General features: G+C 67.3%; 16 protein-coding genes. 9 read left to right on the top strand and 7 right to left on the bottom strand.

Annotation, left to right across the window (positions count from 1 at the left end; genetic code table 11):
- Both VL752_RS05415 and holA read left to right on the top strand, forming a co-directional pair.
- Positions 1 to 375, top strand: a 375-nt coding sequence (locus VL752_RS05415; RefSeq protein WP_408863062.1) for a hypothetical protein, incomplete at its 5' end; no start/stop codon positions are given.
- A gap of 24 nt (positions 376 to 399) precedes the next feature.
- Entirely contained in the window at positions 400 to 1,413 is a 1,014-nt protein-coding gene (gene holA, locus VL752_RS05410; protein WP_325352937.1) for a DNA polymerase III subunit delta, read from the top strand.
- A 105-nt stretch (positions 1,414 to 1,518) separates the two neighbouring features.
- On the opposite strand, the gene VL752_RS05405 is transcribed toward holA, so the two are convergent.
- From VL752_RS05405 to VL752_RS05395, 3 genes are read right to left on the bottom strand one after another with little or no spacing between them, the layout of a single operon-like run.
- Complete coding sequence (locus tag VL752_RS05405) at positions 1,519 to 2,457, bottom strand: Gfo/Idh/MocA family protein (RefSeq protein WP_325352935.1); 939 nt, start codon at positions 2,455 to 2,457, stop codon at positions 1,519 to 1,521.
- A 37-nt stretch (positions 2,458 to 2,494) separates the two neighbouring features.
- Complete coding sequence (locus VL752_RS05400; protein WP_325352941.1) at positions 2,495 to 4,165, bottom strand: formate--tetrahydrofolate ligase; 1,671 nt, start codon at positions 4,163 to 4,165, stop codon at positions 2,495 to 2,497.
- Between the two features lie 25 nt (positions 4,166 to 4,190).
- A complete protein-coding gene (locus tag VL752_RS05395) occupies positions 4,191 to 5,333 on the bottom strand; it encodes an aminotransferase class V-fold PLP-dependent enzyme (protein ID WP_325352934.1) in 1,143 nt (380 codons plus the stop codon).
- 110 nt (positions 5,334 to 5,443) lie between these two features.
- Here VL752_RS05395 and VL752_RS05390 point away from each other — a divergent pair, with 110 nt between their 5' ends.
- The 7 genes from VL752_RS05390 (at position 5,444) to VL752_RS05360 (ending at position 12,127) form a co-directional block, all read left to right on the top strand.
- The gene (locus tag VL752_RS05390) at positions 5,444 to 5,869 is read left to right on the top strand and encodes a hypothetical protein (RefSeq protein ID WP_325352932.1); all 426 of its coding nucleotides are present in this window, start codon (positions 5,444 to 5,446) and stop codon (positions 5,867 to 5,869) included.
- 36 nt (positions 5,870 to 5,905) lie between these two features.
- Positions 5,906 to 6,742 (top strand): carbon-nitrogen hydrolase family protein, encoded by an 837-nt coding sequence (locus VL752_RS05385; RefSeq protein WP_325352930.1) that lies wholly within the window; start codon positions 5,906 to 5,908, stop codon positions 6,740 to 6,742.
- 62 nt (positions 6,743 to 6,804) lie between these two features.
- The gene (locus VL752_RS05380; protein ID WP_325352939.1) at positions 6,805 to 7,572 is read left to right on the top strand and encodes an NAD kinase; all 768 of its coding nucleotides are present in this window, start codon (positions 6,805 to 6,807) and stop codon (positions 7,570 to 7,572) included.
- Positions 7,569 to 8,396 carry a nucleoside triphosphate pyrophosphohydrolase gene (mazG, locus tag VL752_RS05375; protein WP_325352928.1) on the top strand — a complete coding sequence of 276 codons (828 nt, stop codon included), beginning with the start codon at positions 7,569 to 7,571 and terminating at the stop codon, positions 8,394 to 8,396. The genes VL752_RS05380 and mazG overlap by 4 nt, the downstream gene beginning before the upstream one ends.
- Before the next feature lie 27 nt (positions 8,397 to 8,423).
- Positions 8,424 to 11,114, top strand: coding sequence for an AsmA family protein (locus tag VL752_RS05370; protein WP_325352926.1), 2,691 nt, complete (start codon positions 8,424 to 8,426; stop codon positions 11,112 to 11,114).
- A gap of 21 nt (positions 11,115 to 11,135) precedes the next feature.
- Entirely contained in the window at positions 11,136 to 11,855 is a 720-nt protein-coding gene (locus VL752_RS05365; protein ID WP_325352924.1) for an ATP12 family protein, read from the top strand.
- A complete protein-coding gene (locus tag VL752_RS05360) occupies positions 11,852 to 12,127 on the top strand; it encodes an acylphosphatase (RefSeq protein WP_325352922.1) in 276 nt (91 codons plus the stop codon). The genes VL752_RS05365 and VL752_RS05360 overlap by 4 nt, the downstream gene beginning before the upstream one ends.
- A gap of 79 nt (positions 12,128 to 12,206) precedes the next feature.
- Here the strand turns inward: VL752_RS05360 and VL752_RS05355 are convergent, their stop codons facing one another.
- The 4 genes from VL752_RS05355 to hisS form a co-directional block, all read right to left on the bottom strand.
- Positions 12,207 to 12,671 (bottom strand): DUF4167 domain-containing protein, encoded by a 465-nt coding sequence (locus VL752_RS05355; RefSeq protein WP_325352921.1) that lies wholly within the window; start codon positions 12,669 to 12,671, stop codon positions 12,207 to 12,209.
- 228 nt (positions 12,672 to 12,899) lie between these two features.
- Positions 12,900 to 13,751: a peptide chain release factor N(5)-glutamine methyltransferase gene (prmC, locus tag VL752_RS05350; protein WP_325352920.1), complete on the bottom strand. Its 852-nt coding sequence runs from the start codon at positions 13,749 to 13,751 to the stop codon at positions 12,900 to 12,902.
- Positions 13,748 to 14,815, bottom strand: coding sequence for a peptide chain release factor 1 (prfA, locus tag VL752_RS05345; RefSeq protein ID WP_325352919.1), 1,068 nt, complete (start codon positions 14,813 to 14,815; stop codon positions 13,748 to 13,750). The genes prmC and prfA overlap by 4 nt, the downstream gene beginning before the upstream one ends.
- Positions 14,812 to 16,074, bottom strand: a complete 1,263-nt coding sequence (gene hisS / locus VL752_RS05340) for a histidine--tRNA ligase (protein WP_325352918.1) — start codon at positions 16,072 to 16,074, stop codon at positions 14,812 to 14,814. The genes prfA and hisS overlap by 4 nt, the downstream gene beginning before the upstream one ends.
- Between the last annotated feature and the right edge of the window lie 208 nt (positions 16,075 to 16,282).

The raw sequence follows: 16,282 nt of genomic DNA, 5'->3' as shown, positions 1-16,282 counted from the left end.
GCGCTGCAGGACCGACTCTACGGGGGTGAAACGCCCGTGCTCAGCCGCTACAATCTCACGGTCTCGATCGGCATCAATCAGATCGGGCTTGGCGTGCAGGGCGACAGCACCATCACCTATATCCGCTTCATCGCCACCGCCCCCTGGTCTCTCACCTCCCAGGACGATCCGGACCACAAGGTGCTGGTCAGCAATATGGCCCAGGCCTCCGATAGCCTGAACACTTTCGACAACCAGCCCTTCGGCCAGGAGCTCGAGACCAATACGGTCAATGCGCGGCTGGCCCAGGCGATCGCCGACCAGATCGTCACGCGTCTCGCCCATTATTTCACCGTGAGCGGACGCAAGCTTGAAGAAGCCAAGCAAAGGGGCTGACCGTCGGGCGCGGAACCCGCGACCATGAAGCTCGATGCCCGCGATTTCGCAGCCCTCTGCCGTGATGCCTCTCGCCTGCGCGCCCTGCTGCTATACGGACCCGATGCCGGGCTGGTCCGCGAACGGGGCGAGGCGCTGGCGCGTGCCACTGCCGGCACCCTGGACGACCCCTTCCGCTTCGTCGAACTGACCCGTCCGGACAGCGGCACGCTGGATCTGGAGGCGACGGCCATCGCCTTCGGCGGCGGCAGGCGCGTGGTGCGCGTGCGGGAGGCAACCGACAGCCTTGCCTCCGCACTCCCCACTCTTGCCAAGGACCCGCAAGGCTCGCTGATCATCCTCGAAGCCGGCGAACTCACGACGCGCTCGAAGCTGCGTGCCTGGGCGGAAAAGGACGCCCATGCCGGGTCCCTCGCCTGCTATGCCGAGGAAGGATCCGCGCTGAAATCGACACTGCGCGGCCTTTTCGACGCCGAGCAGGTGGGAATCGCGCCCGATGCGCTGGACTGGCTGGTGCAGCATGCCGGCGCGGACCGCGGCGTGATCCGCAGCGAGGTCGAGAAGCTCGCCCTTTATGCCGGACCGTCCGGCACCGTCGATCTCGACGCGGTGCGGACGATCGCGGGAGACCAGGCCGATCTTTCGGTGGAGGACGCGCTCTTCGCCGCGACCCGGGGGGAAACGGCCGAGGCCGATCACGCGGCCGCGACCGCGCTTGCCGAAGGCGCCTCGGCGGTCGGCATCATTCGCGCGGCCCATGGGCATATGGATCGGCTGGCGCGGATCGCCGCCGCACGCGACGCCGGGCTCGGCGTGCAGGAAGCGGTCAAGGCGTTGCGGCCGCCCATCTTCTTCCGCCGCGAGCGCGCCATGGTCGAAGCGGCAAGCCTCTGGCGGAGCAGCGCCGTGAGCGCCGTGCAACTCCAGCTTCGCGAGGCCGAAATGCAGTGCAAGCGCACGGGACTGCCGGCGGAGGCGATCGCCCATGGGGCAATCCTCGCCATCGCCCGCCGGGCCCAGCGTCTGAGAGGTCGCTGAGCGCTCCCCTTGTCGAACCTGCACCGGCCGCCCTCACCAGCCAACCGCGACAGCATGCCGAAGCGGCGCGCGCAGGTGGGGTAAGGCCGTTTCAGATTGAGATGCTCACTCCTCGAAGGCTTCCACCTGTCGGCGGTCACCCACCATGAAGGCGTCCGCCACCAGACGCAGCGGGCGCACGTCGACATGCGATTCGCGAGCATCAAGCAGGCGCGCGAACATGGCGTAGATGCGGGGATATTCTCGCGACGCTTCGGCCACCGTCTCCTCGCCGTTGACGGACAGCCTGGCCCCGCCCTCGGTCAGCCGCAGCACGGTGCCTTCGGTGGTCTCGGCGGTGATGGTCCAGCTTTGCTCCCCTTCCTGACGCCAGTCAAAGATGGCGGTGAGGTCGGCACCCGCCACCGGATCAGGGGTCGAAAAGGTCATTTCGACGCCAATCGGCGTCTGCCGGTTGGCCGGCACGTCCAGCCGCGCCGCAGCGACGAACAGGGGCTCGGGCGCGATTTCGGTCACGATGGAGAGCGCATTGATGCCGGGATCGAAGACGCCGAAGCCACCCGGTTCCCAGATCCAGGCCTGACCGGGATGCCAGCGGCGCACATCCTCCCGCCAGTCGACGCGGAGCTTGGCCAGCCGGCGCCCTGCCAGCAGACGCCGCGCCTCTTCCACCCCCGGATTGAAGCGAGAATGCCAGGTCGTGAAGAAGACCCGGCGCTCGGCCTCGGCAATCTCGGCCAGTTCCGCGATTTCGCCCAGCGTCGCCGCCGGCGGCTTCTCGATCAGCACATCGCGCCCGGCGAGGAGCGCAGTGCGCGTCGTCTCGAAACGGCCAGCAGGCGGCGTGCAGATGGCAATGGCGGTCACATCCGGCATCGCCTCGTACAACGCCTCCTGGGTGCGGAAGCTCGGCAGGTCGTTCACCGTCGCGAGACGCCCGCTGACGATGGCGGCTAGTTCGAAATCCTCATTCGCAAGGATCGAAGGCACATGCTGGTCGAGGGCGATCTTTCCCAGACCCATGATGGCGATTTTCTGCGGCACTGACGTCTCCCGTGAAGGCGGCCTCTGGGGGCCTCTGTCAGAATAGTCCGATGATTTGCCCCTGCTCGTCCAGCCCGATCCGTTCGGCCGCAGGCTCCCGCGGCAGCCCGGGCATGGTCATGATGGTGCCGGCCAGCGCGACCACGAATCCGGCGCCGGCGGAAAGCCGCACCTCGCGGACGGGAAGGCGATGGCCGCTGGGCGCGCCCAGGCGCTTGGGATCGGCGCTGAAACTGTATTGGGTCTTGGCGATGCAGACCGGAAGATGACCGAAACCCGCCGCCGTGATGGCGGCGAGGCGCTTCGCCGCCGCAGGGTCGAGATCGACGCCCTCGGCGCCGTAGATTTCCCGCGCCACGGTGGCAATCTTCTCGTCCAGCGGCAGCCTGTCCTCATAGATCGGCGCGAAATCGGCTTTCTTCTCGCCGAGGACGCCCAGCACGATACGGGCGAGACCCTCGGCCCCGGCGCCCCCATCGGCCCAATGGGTACAGGGCACGAGCGTAACGCCATGGGGCTTGAGCAAGCCGTCCAGCGCCCGGCGCTCCTCCTCCGTGTCGCTCGTGAAGTGGTTGAGGGCGACGATCACGGGAAGGCCGAACTTACGCATGTTCTGGACATGCCGGAGCAGGTTCTCGGCGCCCCGCACCACGGCCGCGACATTCGGCTCGCCCAACGCCTCCTTCGGCACACCGCCGTGCATCTTGAGTGCCCGGATGGTCGCAACGACGACGCTCGCCGCGGGTTTCAGCCCGGCCTGGCGGCATTTGATGTCAAGGAACTTCTCGCCGCCGAGATCGGCGCCAAAGCCCGCCTCCGTCACCACGACATCGGCAAGGCCAAGGCCAAGCTTCGTCGCCATCACCGAATTGCAGCCATGGGCGATATTGGCAAAGGGCCCGCCATGAACCAGGGCGGGCGAGCCCTCCAGCGTCTGCACCAGATTGGGGGCGAAGGCGTCCCGCAACAGCGCCGCCATGGCGCCATCAGCCCGGAGATCGCGCGCCGTCACCAGGCTGCCGTCTCGCCGCTCGGCCACCACGATGCGGCCAAGGCGGTCTTGCAGGTCGGTCAGATCGCGCGCGAGACAGAAGATCGCCATGACTTCGGAGGCGACGGTGATGTCGAACCCATCCTCGCGCGGGGCGCCGTTGGAGACGCCGCCCAGCCCATCCACGATCGCCCGCAAGGCGCGGTCGTTCATGTCCATCACCCGGCGAAAGCGGATGCGGCGGGGATCGATGCCGAGCGGATTGTCCCAGAACAGGTGATTGTCGAGCATCGCGGCGAGCAGATTGTGCGCCGAGGTGATGGCGTGGAAATCGCCCGTGAAATGCAGGTTGATCTGGTCCATCGGCGCGACCTGGGCGCGGCCGCCGCCGGTGGCCCCGCCCTTGACGCCGAAACAGGGGCCGAGGCTCGGTTCCCGCAGGCAGATCATGGTCTTCGTGCCGAGGCGGTTCAGCGCATCGCCGAGGCCGATCGTCGTTGTCGTCTTGCCCTCACCCGCTGGCGTCGGGCTGATGCCGGTGACGAGCACGAGCGCGCCCTCGGGCCGGCCGCGTACCTCCTCCGCGAAGTCGAGCGAGACCTTGGCCTTGAAGCGGCCATAGGGCTCCAGCGCCGAGTCCGGAATGCCGGCCTTGGCGGCGATCTCTCCGATCGGGCGGAGCACGGCCGCCCGCGCAATGGCTTCGTCGTGACCCATGCTCATGCCGTCTCTCCTCGCCGCGTCAGGCTGCACTCGCCGGCACGTGCCAGCCGAGTTCGTCCAAAGTTTCGCCCATGGCCGCCACGGCGCGATGGATCTCGGCCGTACCGATGGCTCCGATGGCGCCGATACGCATGCTGGGCTCCTCGGTATTCTTGAAGTTGCTGATCAGCACGCCGCGCCGCTTGAGCGCTTCGACGAAGCGCTTGAGATCCCAGTCCGGATGCGCGGGTGCTGCGACATTCATGATGATCGGCCCTTGCAGGCCGCGCGTCAGGATCGGCCGCAGGCCGAGGCTTTCCATGCCGTCGAAGAGTGCATCCATATTGGCGCGGTAGCGCCGCAGCCGCGCGGGCGGACCGCCCTCCGCGTCAAGCCGATCCAGCGCCGTGTGGAGCGCCACCATCGGCTGAATGGGCGGGGTGAAGCGCGCCGCCCCCGGACCGTTCTCAAGCCCATTGGCATAGACATCACCGAGATCGAAGGACCAGCTGCCAGCCTTGCCATGGACATCCAGCAGACGCGCGATGGGGCTGACGGCGACGCCGAAGCCAGGGAGGCCCTCCAGGCACTTGTTGGCTGAAAACACCATGGCGTCGATCTCGGGATGATCGGCGATGGAGACCGGCAGCGCACCGAAGGCGGAGACGGCATCCAGAATCATGCGCCGGCCCTGCCGCCGCACGACCGCACCGATGGCCTCAGGGTCGTGGATGATGCCGCTGCTGGTTTCGCTATAAACCAGGCCGAGATGGGTGATGGTGGGATCGGCCGCGAGCGCGGCCTCCACGGCGGCGGGATCGAGCGGCGCAGTCAGCGAGGCGGGGAGCACCGTCACGCGCCGTCCGGCAGACCGCGCCAGGCGCATCATGCGCTCGGAATATTGGCCGGTGGCCGGGATGAGGATGCCGCCAGAGGTGCCATGCTCCTGGTCGATAGCTGGCAGAACAAAACTGCGGATCGCCGCCTCGACGATGAAGTGACCGCAGCCGGGGAGGCTGAGCGCCGTCTCGATCCCGTCCCGTCCACCGGCGAGGTTCCGCAGGCGGACCAGAAGCCGCGCAATCTCGTCCCGCACCTCCTGATCCCAGGGTGCCACATCGCGATTGGCGGCGGCGCGCACATCAGGGTGCGTCGTCACCGGTCCCGGAATCAGCAGCAGCATGCAGTCACCTTCTCTCCATCTCGCGCCATCTGGGCTTGGCATGATGCAACCGCTAAATCCACCCCACAGCAGCATCGCGGAGGCCGGAATTTGCTGTTAAGGAGCATTCCATGACCCTGCCATTTACACTGCCGCCCTGGATGCCTTGGTGGGTGCCGATCCTCATCCTGGTTCCGGCAATCCTGTACGCTCTTTGCTTCCTGCTGATGCCGTTCAGCGTCTTCGGCGTCAAAGGCCGTCTCGACATCATCGAGGCACGGCTGGACGAGTTGCAGGGAGAGATCCGCACCCTCTCCCTCCGGCTCGGAGAGCCGGGCCGCTTTGTCCGCCCGGACGAGGATGCCTATGACACGAATCCGCTTCCGCGACCGGCAGCACCCGCCCCGGTCCGCGCCCGGCCTCCAGTGCCGCCGGCCCAGGATCCTTACCGCTATGACGACGATCCGGACCCCCGGCAGGCGCGCGGCCAGCGGCCGGTGCGGGCGGAACGCTACGACCCGAAGCCGCCGCGGTCCGAGCCGCGTTTCGACCGATAAGGCACGGGCCCCGAGGGAAGCGAGAGAGGCACCGCCATGCGTATCAGTGCGATCCAGATGAACCCCGGCGCCGAGAAGCGGCAGAACATCGCCCAGGCGCGCGACCTCATCCAGGGGGCCCTGGCCGATGGCCGCCCCCGTATCATCGCGCTACCCGAAATGTGGAGCTGCCTTGGCGGCGACCGCGAGACCAAGTTTCGTGAGGCCGAGGCCCTGCCGCCGCCGGGTTCGAACGAAACCGGCGGCGAGGCCTACGAATTCCTGCGCGAAGTGGCGCGCGGCAACGGTATCCATGTCCATGGCGGTTCCATCGCCGAACGCGCCGGCGACCGGCTTTACAACACGACCCTAGTCTTCGATCCGGACGGAACGGAGATCGGCCGCTATCGCAAGATCCACCTTTTCGACATCGTGACGCCGGACGGCCTGGGCTACCGGGAAAGCGCCGTCTTCAAGGGCGGGGAGGCGATCGCGACATTCCAGGCCCATGGCCTCACCTTGGGTCTCTCGATCTGTTACGATATCCGCTTTCCCGAACTCTTCCTCGCCCTCCGCAGGGCAGGGGCGGAGGTGATCTTTGTCCCCGCCGCCTTTACCCTGCAGACCGGGCGTGACCATTGGGAGGTGCTCCTCCGGGCCCGCGCGATCGAGACCCAGAGCTGGATCGTGGCCCCCGCCTGCTGGGGGCGCCATTTCGACGCAAGCGGCGAGGCGCGCATGACCTACGGCCATTCCCTGATTTGCGACCCCTGGGGCCTCGTGATCGCCCGCGCCTCGGACGGAATAGGCTGGGCCACCGCCCGGACCGACCGGGCGGTGACGGAACGGGTGCGGCGGGACATGCCCGTCCTCGAGCATAGGAAGCTTGCGTGAGCGTTTCCCATACGCTCAACCGGGCGGCGCCACCGCTCGCTTTCGACCAGGTGCTGGGGGGAGTGCCGCTCACCCGCATTGCCTTCGTCGCCTCCCCCTCCATCCAAGCCCAGGCGCGGATGGACAAGCTCGTCGCCCGCTACGGCAATGTGCCGGTGGTGGAAGCGCAGGTGGTGGTGGCGCTCGGTGGGGACGGCTTCATGCTGGAGACGCTGCACAGCGTGCTCGGCCGCGCGACGCCGGTCTACGGCATGAATTGCGGCTCGGTCGGCTTTCTCATGAACAATTATTTCGACGAGGCGCTGCCCGAACGCCTGGGCGAGGCCCAGGGCGCCGTCATGCATCCTCTGCGCATGCACGCCGTGACGCAGACCGGCGCGGTAGAGGAGGCGCTGGCGCTGAACGAGGTCTCCCTCCTCCGCCAACTGCGCCAGACCGCCAAGATCCGCATCTCGGTCGATGGCCGGGTGCGCTTGCCGGAGCTGATCTGCGACGGCATCCTCATCTCCACCCCAGCGGGATCAACGGCCTACAATCTTTCGGCGCATGGCCCGATCGTGCCGCTTTCCGCCAATCTCCTGCCGCTGACACCGATCAGCGCCTTCCGCCCGCGGCGCTGGCTGGGCGCCCTGCTGCCCAGTTCGGCCGACGTGCTGTTCGAAATCCTCGAGGAGGATAAGCGCCCGGTCGCGGCGGTTGCCGATTCCTTCGAGGTGCGGCGCGTGGTTTCGGTCGCGGTCAGCGAGGAGCGGAACATGTCCGTTACTGTGCTCTTCGATCCCGACCAGGGGCTCTCCGAGCGTATCCTCACGGAACAATTCACCGCATGAACGACCGACCGGACGACCACCGCGATACGGCCGAGGCGCAGCTGCGCGCGCTGATCGAGACCATGGCCCGGCTGCGCGACCCGGTAGGGGGCTGCGCCTGGGATCTGAAGCAAAGCTTCGCCTCCCTCGCGCCCTACGCGGTCGAGGAAGCATACGAGGTCGCGGAAGCGGCCGAGTCCGGCGATATTCCGGCCCTGCGCGAGGAACTCGGCGACCTGCTGCTGCAGGTCGTTTTCCATTCTCAGCTTGCGCGCGAGGCCGGGCTTTTCTCCTTCGCCGAGGTCGCAGCCGGGATCAATGAAAAGCTCATCCGCCGCCATCCGCACATCTTCGGCGAGGCGGCACAGCGGGATGCGCGCGCCCAGACCGTCGCCTGGGAAGCGCAGAAAGCGGAAGAACGGGCCGCCAAGAAACAGGACAGCGTCAGCGCGCTGGATGGCGTTGCCGCCACACTGCCCGCGCTCACACGGGCACAGAAACTCTCAGGCCGGGCGGCGCGCGTCGGCTTCGACTGGCCGAACCTCGACGATCTCTTCGCCAAGCTGGAGGAGGAGGTGGCCGAATTGCAGGCCGAAATCCCGGCGGGCGGAACCGAGCGCATTGCCGACGAAATGGGCGACCTGCTTTTCGTCATGGCCAATCTCTGCCGCAAGCTCGGGCTGGATGGAGAAACCGTGCTGCGCGCGGCTAACGCAAAATTTACGCGCCGCTTCCAGGCGGTCGAGGCTCGGCTGGCCTCCGAAGAATCGAGCCCGGATCAGGCAAGTCTCGCGGAAATGGAAGCCCATTGGCTAGAGGTGAAGGCGGCGGAGAAGCGCGCCTGAAGCGCAACGCCGTGGTACAAGGCCAGAATGGACGACACGCCCCAGCCTATCGCCGCTCCTCTCTCCTTTCCTCGCCGCCGCCGCCGCTTATGGCCACGCGTTCTGATCGCGGGTGTAGTCGTCGTCATCGTCCTGCCGGTGGCCGCTGCGGGCGCGTTCTTTCTGAGCTTCGACCCCAACGCCTATAAGGGGCAGATCGAGGCCGCCGCGGCCCAGGCAACGGGCCGCCAGGTAACGATCGCGGGGTCGCTCGCCGTCAAACTCTCCCTGATCCCGACCATCACGGCGCAGGACGTAACGGTCGCCAATATTCCTGGCGGCTCGGCACCCGCCATGGTCCAGGTGGCATCCATCGAGACGCGCATCGCCCTCCTGCCCCTGCTGCACCACGCGATCGACATCGAGGCGCTCGTCCTGCGTCATCCGACGATCCTGATGGAGCGAACCAAGGACGGCATGCCCAATTGGGTCTTCACCCCCGCGCCGACGCCGATCCCCGAAACGCCTGGGAATGAGAAGGCAACCCCGCCGGTCACGGTCGATACAGGTCATGGCGCTTGGCAGGTGTCGCTCAGTCGCCTGGACATCACCGACGGGACGCTGACGTGGCGGGATCTTGCGACCGGAGAGAGCGACAGCCTCGCCATCAAGACCGCACGCCTGACCGCCGAGACGACGGGCGACCAAAAACCGGCGACGGCGCCCCTCGCGCTCTCCGCCGATACCGTCTGGCAGGGCCAAGCGGTGACGCTGAAGGGCCGCACCGGCACGGCCGCCGCGCTGATGGGAGACGCGGGAGCCCAAGGCCCCTGGCCGGTCGATCTCACCCTCGCCGCCGCCGGTGCCGCCGTCACGCTGAAGGGCGGCGTCACCGATCCACGTCGGATGCAGGGCTACGACCTGACGCTGAACGGCACCGTGCCCGCCCTTGAAGCCCTCACCCCTCTCTTGCCGCCGGGCCTGCTGCCCGCAGGCACTAGCCTGCCCCCGGTCCATGGCGTGACGCTGGCGGCAACCATCGCCGATGCCGGCCAGGGTCGGCCCAAGTTCACCAATCTCAGCCTGCAGGCCCAGAATTCCGATCTCGGCAGCCTGCTGCCGGGCCTGGCGCTCGACAGTCTCTCGGTCATGACGCCCGCGCTGGACCAGCCGGTGACGGTCAATCTCCTCGGCGAGCGGCACGGCCTCTCCTTCACCCTGTCGGGTTCCACCGGCCCGATCGCCACCCTCATGCCGCCGCCGGCCGCTACACCCGCAGCCGCGCTCGCGGCCCAGCCTGCCGCACCCAAACCAGCCCCCGCGCCCTTGCCGGTGGACCTGATGCTGACGGCCGCGCAGTCGAACCTGCATCTTCAGGGCGCGATCCAGAATCCGCTTGCGCTCCATGGCCTGCATCTCGCGCTCACCGCCGCGATCGCGAAGCTTGACGTGCTTGGCCCGCTGTTCGGCACCAGCCTGCCGCCTATCGTTAGCCTCAACGGCTCCGCCCAGCTCGCCGACGGACCCCAGGGGCTCGGCCAGGGTGTCACCCTCACCGCTCTCAACCTCACCGCGCCCGAGGGCGATCTTGAAGGTGCTATTTCTGCCGATTACGCGAAACGGCTGACGATCCTGGCGACACTGCGTTCCGCTCGGCTCGATCTGGACGGGATGACGAATGCGATGCGAGCGGCCGCCCCCCAGGCACAGGCGGCACCGGCCGCGCCTCCGCCTGCAGCTCCGGCGACACCGGGGACGCCGGCCGGCAAGCATCTGATCCCGGACCTGCCCTTGCCCGTGGCGCTGCTGCGCTCCTTCGACGGCTCGGCCAAACTCGCCTTCGCCAGCTTGAAGCTGGGCGGTGCGGAGTATCGCGCCCTGGTCGCGACCGCGACACTGGAGAACGGCGTCTTCTCCCTCGCCCCCTCCTCCGTCGTCGTGCCGGGCGGACAGCTGCTGGCCGCCGGCAATATCAATGCCCAGGGCCCGGTGCCGCATACCACCTTCGCCATGCAGGCGCAGAACCTCGCGGTGGCACCTCTCCTCCAGGCCCTTCAGATCCCGGTGGCGGCCCGTGGCCTGGTGCAGGTTTTCGCCAATCTCACCGCCGATGGCGCAACGACAAGGGCGATGGCCGCCGACGTCAACGGCGCCTTCGGCCTCGCCGCGGTCAACGGCACGATCGACGGACGAGCGCTCGCGGCTCTGCTCGCCCCCGCCGTCCATGCCGCGGGCGTGGTCCCGACAAACCTGCTGAGCCGCGCTGGGGACGTGCCGCTCTACTGCCTCGCGCTGCGTCTGAACGCGACTCATGGCCATGCGGATGTCGGTGCCATGGTGCTCGATACCAGCGCGCTGCTTCTGCAAGGCACGGGATCGCTGGACTTTGGGCAGGAACGCCTCGCCCTCGCCCTCTCGCCGGAACTGTATCTCGGGGAGATGGACCTGACGGTGCCCCTGACCGTCGGCGGCAGCGTTCTGGCCCCTCAGATCGGGAAAGTCGGCAAAGTCGTCATCAACCAGGAGGCCGGCAACGGGGCGCAAGGATTGAACGGGCTCTTCCAGTCGATCATTGGCAGCGGCCGAAAGGCCGCGCGTGGCCCCTCCCCCGTCTGCGGACCAGCCCTGGCGCTCGCCCGCAACGGCCTCCCAGGCCCCGACCCCAGCAACGGCGGCAGCGATGCCGGTATCCTGCAGAAGCCGATGAACCTCTTCCATCAACTCCTCAACGGCCAGTAGGAAGGACAAGACGACGGGGTAGTGCGGCAGGCTATGAAGCGCTTCTGGACAGAGACGAGCATCGCGGCAGAGGCTGGCGGATACGCCATCCTGCTGGACGGCAAGCCCATGCGCCTACCGGGTGGCCCGGCGCTGCAGTTCGGACACCTGCCGCTGGCCGAAGCCATTGCCGCCGAATGGATCGCCGTGCCTCCTGGGGCAGAGCTGCAGCCGGCGCTTTTGCCGATGACCCAGCTGGCCGCGACCGCGCAGCTGCGCATTCCGGCCACGCGGGACGAGACGGTGATGGCGATTGCCGCCTATGGGCGGAGCGACCTGCTCTGCTATCGCGCAACCGAGCCCGCCGAACTGGTCCAGCGGCAGCAGGCGCTCTGGCAGCCCTGGCTGGATTGGGCCGTGCTGCGGCACGATGCGTTGCTGCGGGTGACGGAAGGCATCGGCTTCGTGGACCAGCCCGCGCCGAGCCTCGCAGCCCTTTCCCGTGCGGTCGCGGCGCATGATGATCACGGTCTGGCGGCGCTCGGCGTGTTGGTTCCGCTGCTCGGCAGCCTGGTGCTGGGCCTTGCCGTCACGGACGGGGCGTTGGTGGCCACCGAGGCCCATAGGCTTTCCGTGCTGGACGAGGTATTCCAGGAGGAGCGCTGGGGCCTGGACCGCGACGCCGCCGCCGGCCGCGCGCAGAAGGCCGCGGAAGCCGAAGACGCGGCCCGCTATTTCCAGCTGACACGGAGTGCGGCATGAGTTGCAAGCGCCTCGTCATCTCAGGACGAGTCCAAGGCGTCGGCTATCGCGTCTGGGCCACGGAGAAGGCTGCCGAACTCGGTATCGAGGGCTGGGTTCGAAACCGGGCGGACGGCTCGGTGGAGGCGCTGATCAGCGGCACCGCCGACGCGGTGGAGGAGATGGCGCGCGCCTGCCGCCGCGGTCCGCGCTTTGCCCAGGTGACGGAAATCGAGGAAGAGATCGCCGATCCGCCCGAGGAACCCGGCTTCCGGGCGCTCGCCGGGAGTTAGCCGCCTGACGGGTCCAGACTGACGAGCGCAAGCAAGTCATCCGAACCCTGAACCAGGCTGCTATCAATAGATGAGTGTCTCAGGCCTCGGGGGCGGCCGCGGCGATCGGAATTTCACGCGCCTCGACCTGAACAGGCCGCGTTTCCTCCGCATTCTCCGTGGTGTCGCCGTCGTCACCCGAACCCTCCTCGGGATTGGAGCGGCGCTGATGGGTGACCTGCTGTTGCTGCTGTTGGGCCACCGCCTGGTTCATGGCGCTGACGATGCGGAAATAATGCTCCGCGTGCTGGAAATAGCCTTCGCCCATGACCCGGTCACCGGAGCTCGTCGCATCCCGGCCAAGCTGTAGGTATTTCTCAAAAAGCTGCTGCGCCGTGCCGCGAATACGCAGATCGGGACCATTGCTGTCGAAAACGTGGTTGCGATTCAGCGGAACGCCGTTGCCACCCGAGCTCTGATGACGCATCCCGCCGCCATTGCCGCCACCACCGCCGCCGGCGCCGTTCCCACGATGGCCACGACCACGCATACGTTTGATGTTCATTACTAGGACAAGTCGCTTTCCTGTTAGCAATCCGGCCCATTCCCATGATGTCACGGGGGTCTAGTAGTCAGCCAGGTTGCACGCTTCGGACTTTGGGGTTCCACCGGCACGGCTTTGGGACCAGCCCAAGCAACACCACCAGAGAACAATGGCGAGCAAGACCACAGGGATCACTGCGCCGCGCAGGCCGCACGCTAACCCGCACCTCTGCCGAAGCCAACCATTTTTTTATCGGTGGGATACAGCCAGAACCCTGGGATGCCCCCCGAGGTCCGCTCGGCAGGCGACGACCACGAGACCGGAGGCCTCGGCGAGCGCCTGCAGCGGCTCAGCCTGGCCAATCCCGAATTCGAAGAGGGCGAGGCCAGCGGGCGTCAGCCGCTGCGGAAGACCCGCGAAGAGGAGGCGGTAAGGGTCGAGCCCGTCGACCCCGCCATCGAGGGCGAGGCGCGGCTCGTGCAGTCCGACCTCGGGCATCAATTCGGCGATATCGGCGGCCGGAATATAGGGTGGGTTGCAGAGCAGGAGATCAAAGCGGCCCGAGAGCGCATCCGTCCAACGGCCGACGGCGATGGCCGCGCGGCCGGCAAGGCCGAGTGCCGTGGCATTCCCGCGCGCAACGGCTGCGGCGCGCGGCGAGAGATCGATCCCGAGGCCCCAGGCGCCCCGGTATTCGCTGAGCGCCGCGAGCAACAGGCAGCCGCTGCCCGTGCCGAGATCGAGGATGGAGCGGATGGCATCGCGCTCCGGCCGGAGTTCCAGCGCCGTCTCGATCAACACCTCCGAATCCGGGCGCGGCACCAGGGTGTCTTCCGTCACCCGGAAATCCAGGCTCCAGAATTCGCGGTGGCCGATGACATGGGCCGCAGAAATCCGCAGGCCCCGGCGCGCGACCATGCTGTCGAAACGCTTGGCCTCTTCCGTTGTCAGATCACCGCCGCGGCGGCGGAGCAACCCGGCTTGGTCGGCACCGATGGCGGCCGCCAGTAGAATGCGCGCCTCGCGATAAGGTTCCGTGATCCCCGCCGCCCCGAGCCGCGCGGTCGCCGCCCGCAACGCCTGATCGAGATCGGCCGTCACGCCGCCTGCGACGTGAAGGTCGCGAGCCGCGCGGCCTGATCCTCGGCCGAGAGGGCGGAGATGATCTCGTCCAGCTCGCCCAGCATCACCCGGTCGATCTTGTAGAGAGTGAGATTGATGCGGTGATCGGTCACCCGCCCTTGCGGGAAATTGTAGGTGCGGATGCGTTCGCTGCGGTCGCCGGTACCGACCTGGGATTTGCGGTCGGCGGCGCGGGAGGCGTGCAGGCTTGCGCGCTCGCGCTCATACATGCGCGCACGGAGAATCTTCATCGCCTTGGCGCGGTTCTTGTGCTGGCTCTTCTCCTCCTGCATCGCGACCACGATGCCGGTGGGGATATGCGTGATGCGGACGGCACTTTCCGTCTTGTTGACGTGCTGGCCGCCGGCGCCCGAGGCGCGGTAGACGTCGATCCTGAGGTCGCCCTCGTTGACCTCGACATCAACCTCCTCCGCTTCCGGCAGCACGGCGACCGTCACCGTCGAGGTATGAATGCGGCCCTGGCTTTCCGTTTCCGGCACACGCTGCACGCGATGCACGCCGGATTCGAACTTCAGCTTGGCGAAGACATTGCGGCCGGTGATGCTGGCGATACCTTCCTTGAGCCCGCCGAGCTCGGTATCCGCATATTCCATGATTTCGAAGCGCCAGCCCTGTGATTCGGCATAGCGCTGATACATGGCGAAAAGCTGAGCGGCGAAAAGCGCAGCCTCGTCCCCACCCGCCGCCGGCCGCACTTCGAGGATGGCGGAGCGTTCATCCGCCTCGTCCTTGGGCAGCAGTGCCAGCTGGATGTCCTTTTCCAGTTCCGGAATGCGCGCCTTCAGGGTTTCGGCCTCGGCCTCCGCCAATTCTCGCATCTCGGGATCGGCGAGCATCGCTGTCGTCTCGGCGAGCGACTGTTCCGTCTCGCGAAATTCAATGATGAGCCCCACCACCTGTTCGAGCTCCGAAAGCTCCCGCGAAGCCCGCACGAATTCCTGGCCCTGCGCGCCCGAGGCGAGCAGATCCCTCAGCTCCTCCGCGCGCGCCAGAATATCGTCGAATTTCGCCGCAAGGCTCACGCGTCTGCCCCCGCCGAGGGTAGGGCGCGGATCGCCGCCACCAGCACATCCCTCGCCACTTCGCGCTGGTCGCCGGAGACGAGATCCTTAAGCTGGACGACGCCGCGCGCCGCCTCCTCCGCGCCGAGGATGACGGCTGCGCGCGCCCCCAGCTTATTCGCCCGCTCCATCCGGCGGCGCATATTGCCGCGATAGCTCATCTCGGCGCGGATGCCGGCCTGGCGCAGCTTCTGCAGAACGCCGAAGGCTGCCCCCTCTGCTTCCTCGCCCGCGGGAATAACGGCAATGGGCGCGGCCTCCGCCTGTAGCGCCGTCACCAGCATGGCGAGACGCTCGATCCCGGCCGCCCAGCCGACGGCCGGCGTTTCCGGGCCGCCCATCTGCTTCACAAGGCCATCGTAGCGGCCGCCGCCCATAACTGTGCCCTGGGCGCCGAGTTCGGTCGTCACGAATTCGAAAGCGGTGTGGTTGTAGTAGTCGAGCCCACGCACGATACGGGGATTCTCGACGAAGGGGATGCCGAGTGCCGTCAGCGAATTGCGCAGGGAATCATAAAAGCCTGCAGCCAGCGGTGTGAGGTGGCCGGCAATGGTCGGCGCATCGGCCACGATCCGGCGGTCGCCCTCGTCCTTGCTGTCGAGGATGCGCAAGGGATTGCGCTCCAGCCTTGCCTTGCTGTCTTCCGAAAGCTCGGTCGCAAACCGGGTGAAGTAGTCGACAAGGGCGGCGCGATAGGCGGTCCGGCTGTCCATGTCGCCGAGCGTGTTCAACTCCAGCACCACGGATTTGGCGATGCCGAGATCGGAGAGGATCTGCCAGCCGCAGGCGATGACCTCCGCATCAGCGAGCGGCTCGGCCGGACCGATCAGCTCCAGCCCGATCTGGTGGAACTGGCGGTAGCGGCCTTTCTGCGGTCGCTCGTAGCGAAACATCGGCCCCGCATAGAACACCTTCTGCGGCAGGGACTGGGTGAGCCCGTTGGAGACCAGCGCCCGGCAAACAGCGGCCGTGCCCTCGGGGCGCAGTGTCACGCTGTCCCCGCCGCGGTCGGTGAAGGTGTACATCTCCTTGGTCACCACGTCCGAAGTCTCGCCCAGCGTGCGGGAGAAGACGCGCGTCTCCTCGAAGATCGGGGTCGACCATTCTTCGAAGCCATAAAGGCCCGAGACATGGCGCGCCGTGTCGATCACATGGCGGTGGCGGCGCTGTTCGTCGCCGATGAGATCACGGGTACCGCGCACGGGCTGTAGGCTGGACAAGGGCGGACGCCTTTTTGAATCTGAATACGAACGGTCTTTAACAAAAAAGGTCTTGCCCCCCTATGCGGGGAGCAAGACCCTTCCCTGCCGTGCGCGAAAACTATTCCGCGGCTTCTGCGGGCGCGAGTTCAGCCTTGGCCTTCGCCTCGGCGGCGCGGATCGCTTCGGCCTTCTGTTCCACGAGCTCGACCACATGGTCGATCATCGA

Source organism: Acidisoma sp., from assembly GCF_035492295.1.
In the GTDB taxonomy this organism is placed as follows: Bacteria; Pseudomonadota; Alphaproteobacteria; order Acetobacterales; family Acetobacteraceae; genus Acidisoma.
Note: the sequence above shows the minus strand (reverse complement) of the source record. Positions and strands in the feature narration are given on the sequence as shown.

Excerpts from the sequence above, each read along its gene's own strand:
- holA (WP_325352937.1), top strand. The coding sequence starts at position 400 with ATGAAGCTCGATGCCCGCGATTTCGCAGCCCTCTGCCGTGATGCCTCT.
- VL752_RS05400 (WP_325352941.1), bottom strand. The coding sequence starts at position 4,165 with ATGGGTCACGACGAAGCCATTGCGCGGGCGGCCGTGCTCCGCCCGATC.
- VL752_RS05395 (WP_325352934.1), bottom strand. The coding sequence starts at position 5,333 with ATGCTGCTGCTGATTCCGGGACCGGTGACGACGCACCCTGATGTGCGC.
- VL752_RS05390 (WP_325352932.1), top strand. The coding sequence starts at position 5,444 with ATGACCCTGCCATTTACACTGCCGCCCTGGATGCCTTGGTGGGTGCCG.
- VL752_RS05385 (WP_325352930.1), top strand. The coding sequence starts at position 5,906 with ATGCGTATCAGTGCGATCCAGATGAACCCCGGCGCCGAGAAGCGGCAG.
- mazG (WP_325352928.1), top strand. The coding sequence starts at position 7,569 with ATGAACGACCGACCGGACGACCACCGCGATACGGCCGAGGCGCAGCTG.
- VL752_RS05370 (WP_325352926.1), top strand. The coding sequence starts at position 8,424 with ATGGACGACACGCCCCAGCCTATCGCCGCTCCTCTCTCCTTTCCTCGC.
- VL752_RS05360 (WP_325352922.1), top strand. The coding sequence starts at position 11,852 with ATGAGTTGCAAGCGCCTCGTCATCTCAGGACGAGTCCAAGGCGTCGGC.
- VL752_RS05355 (WP_325352921.1), bottom strand. The coding sequence starts at position 12,671 with ATGAACATCAAACGTATGCGTGGTCGTGGCCATCGTGGGAACGGCGCC.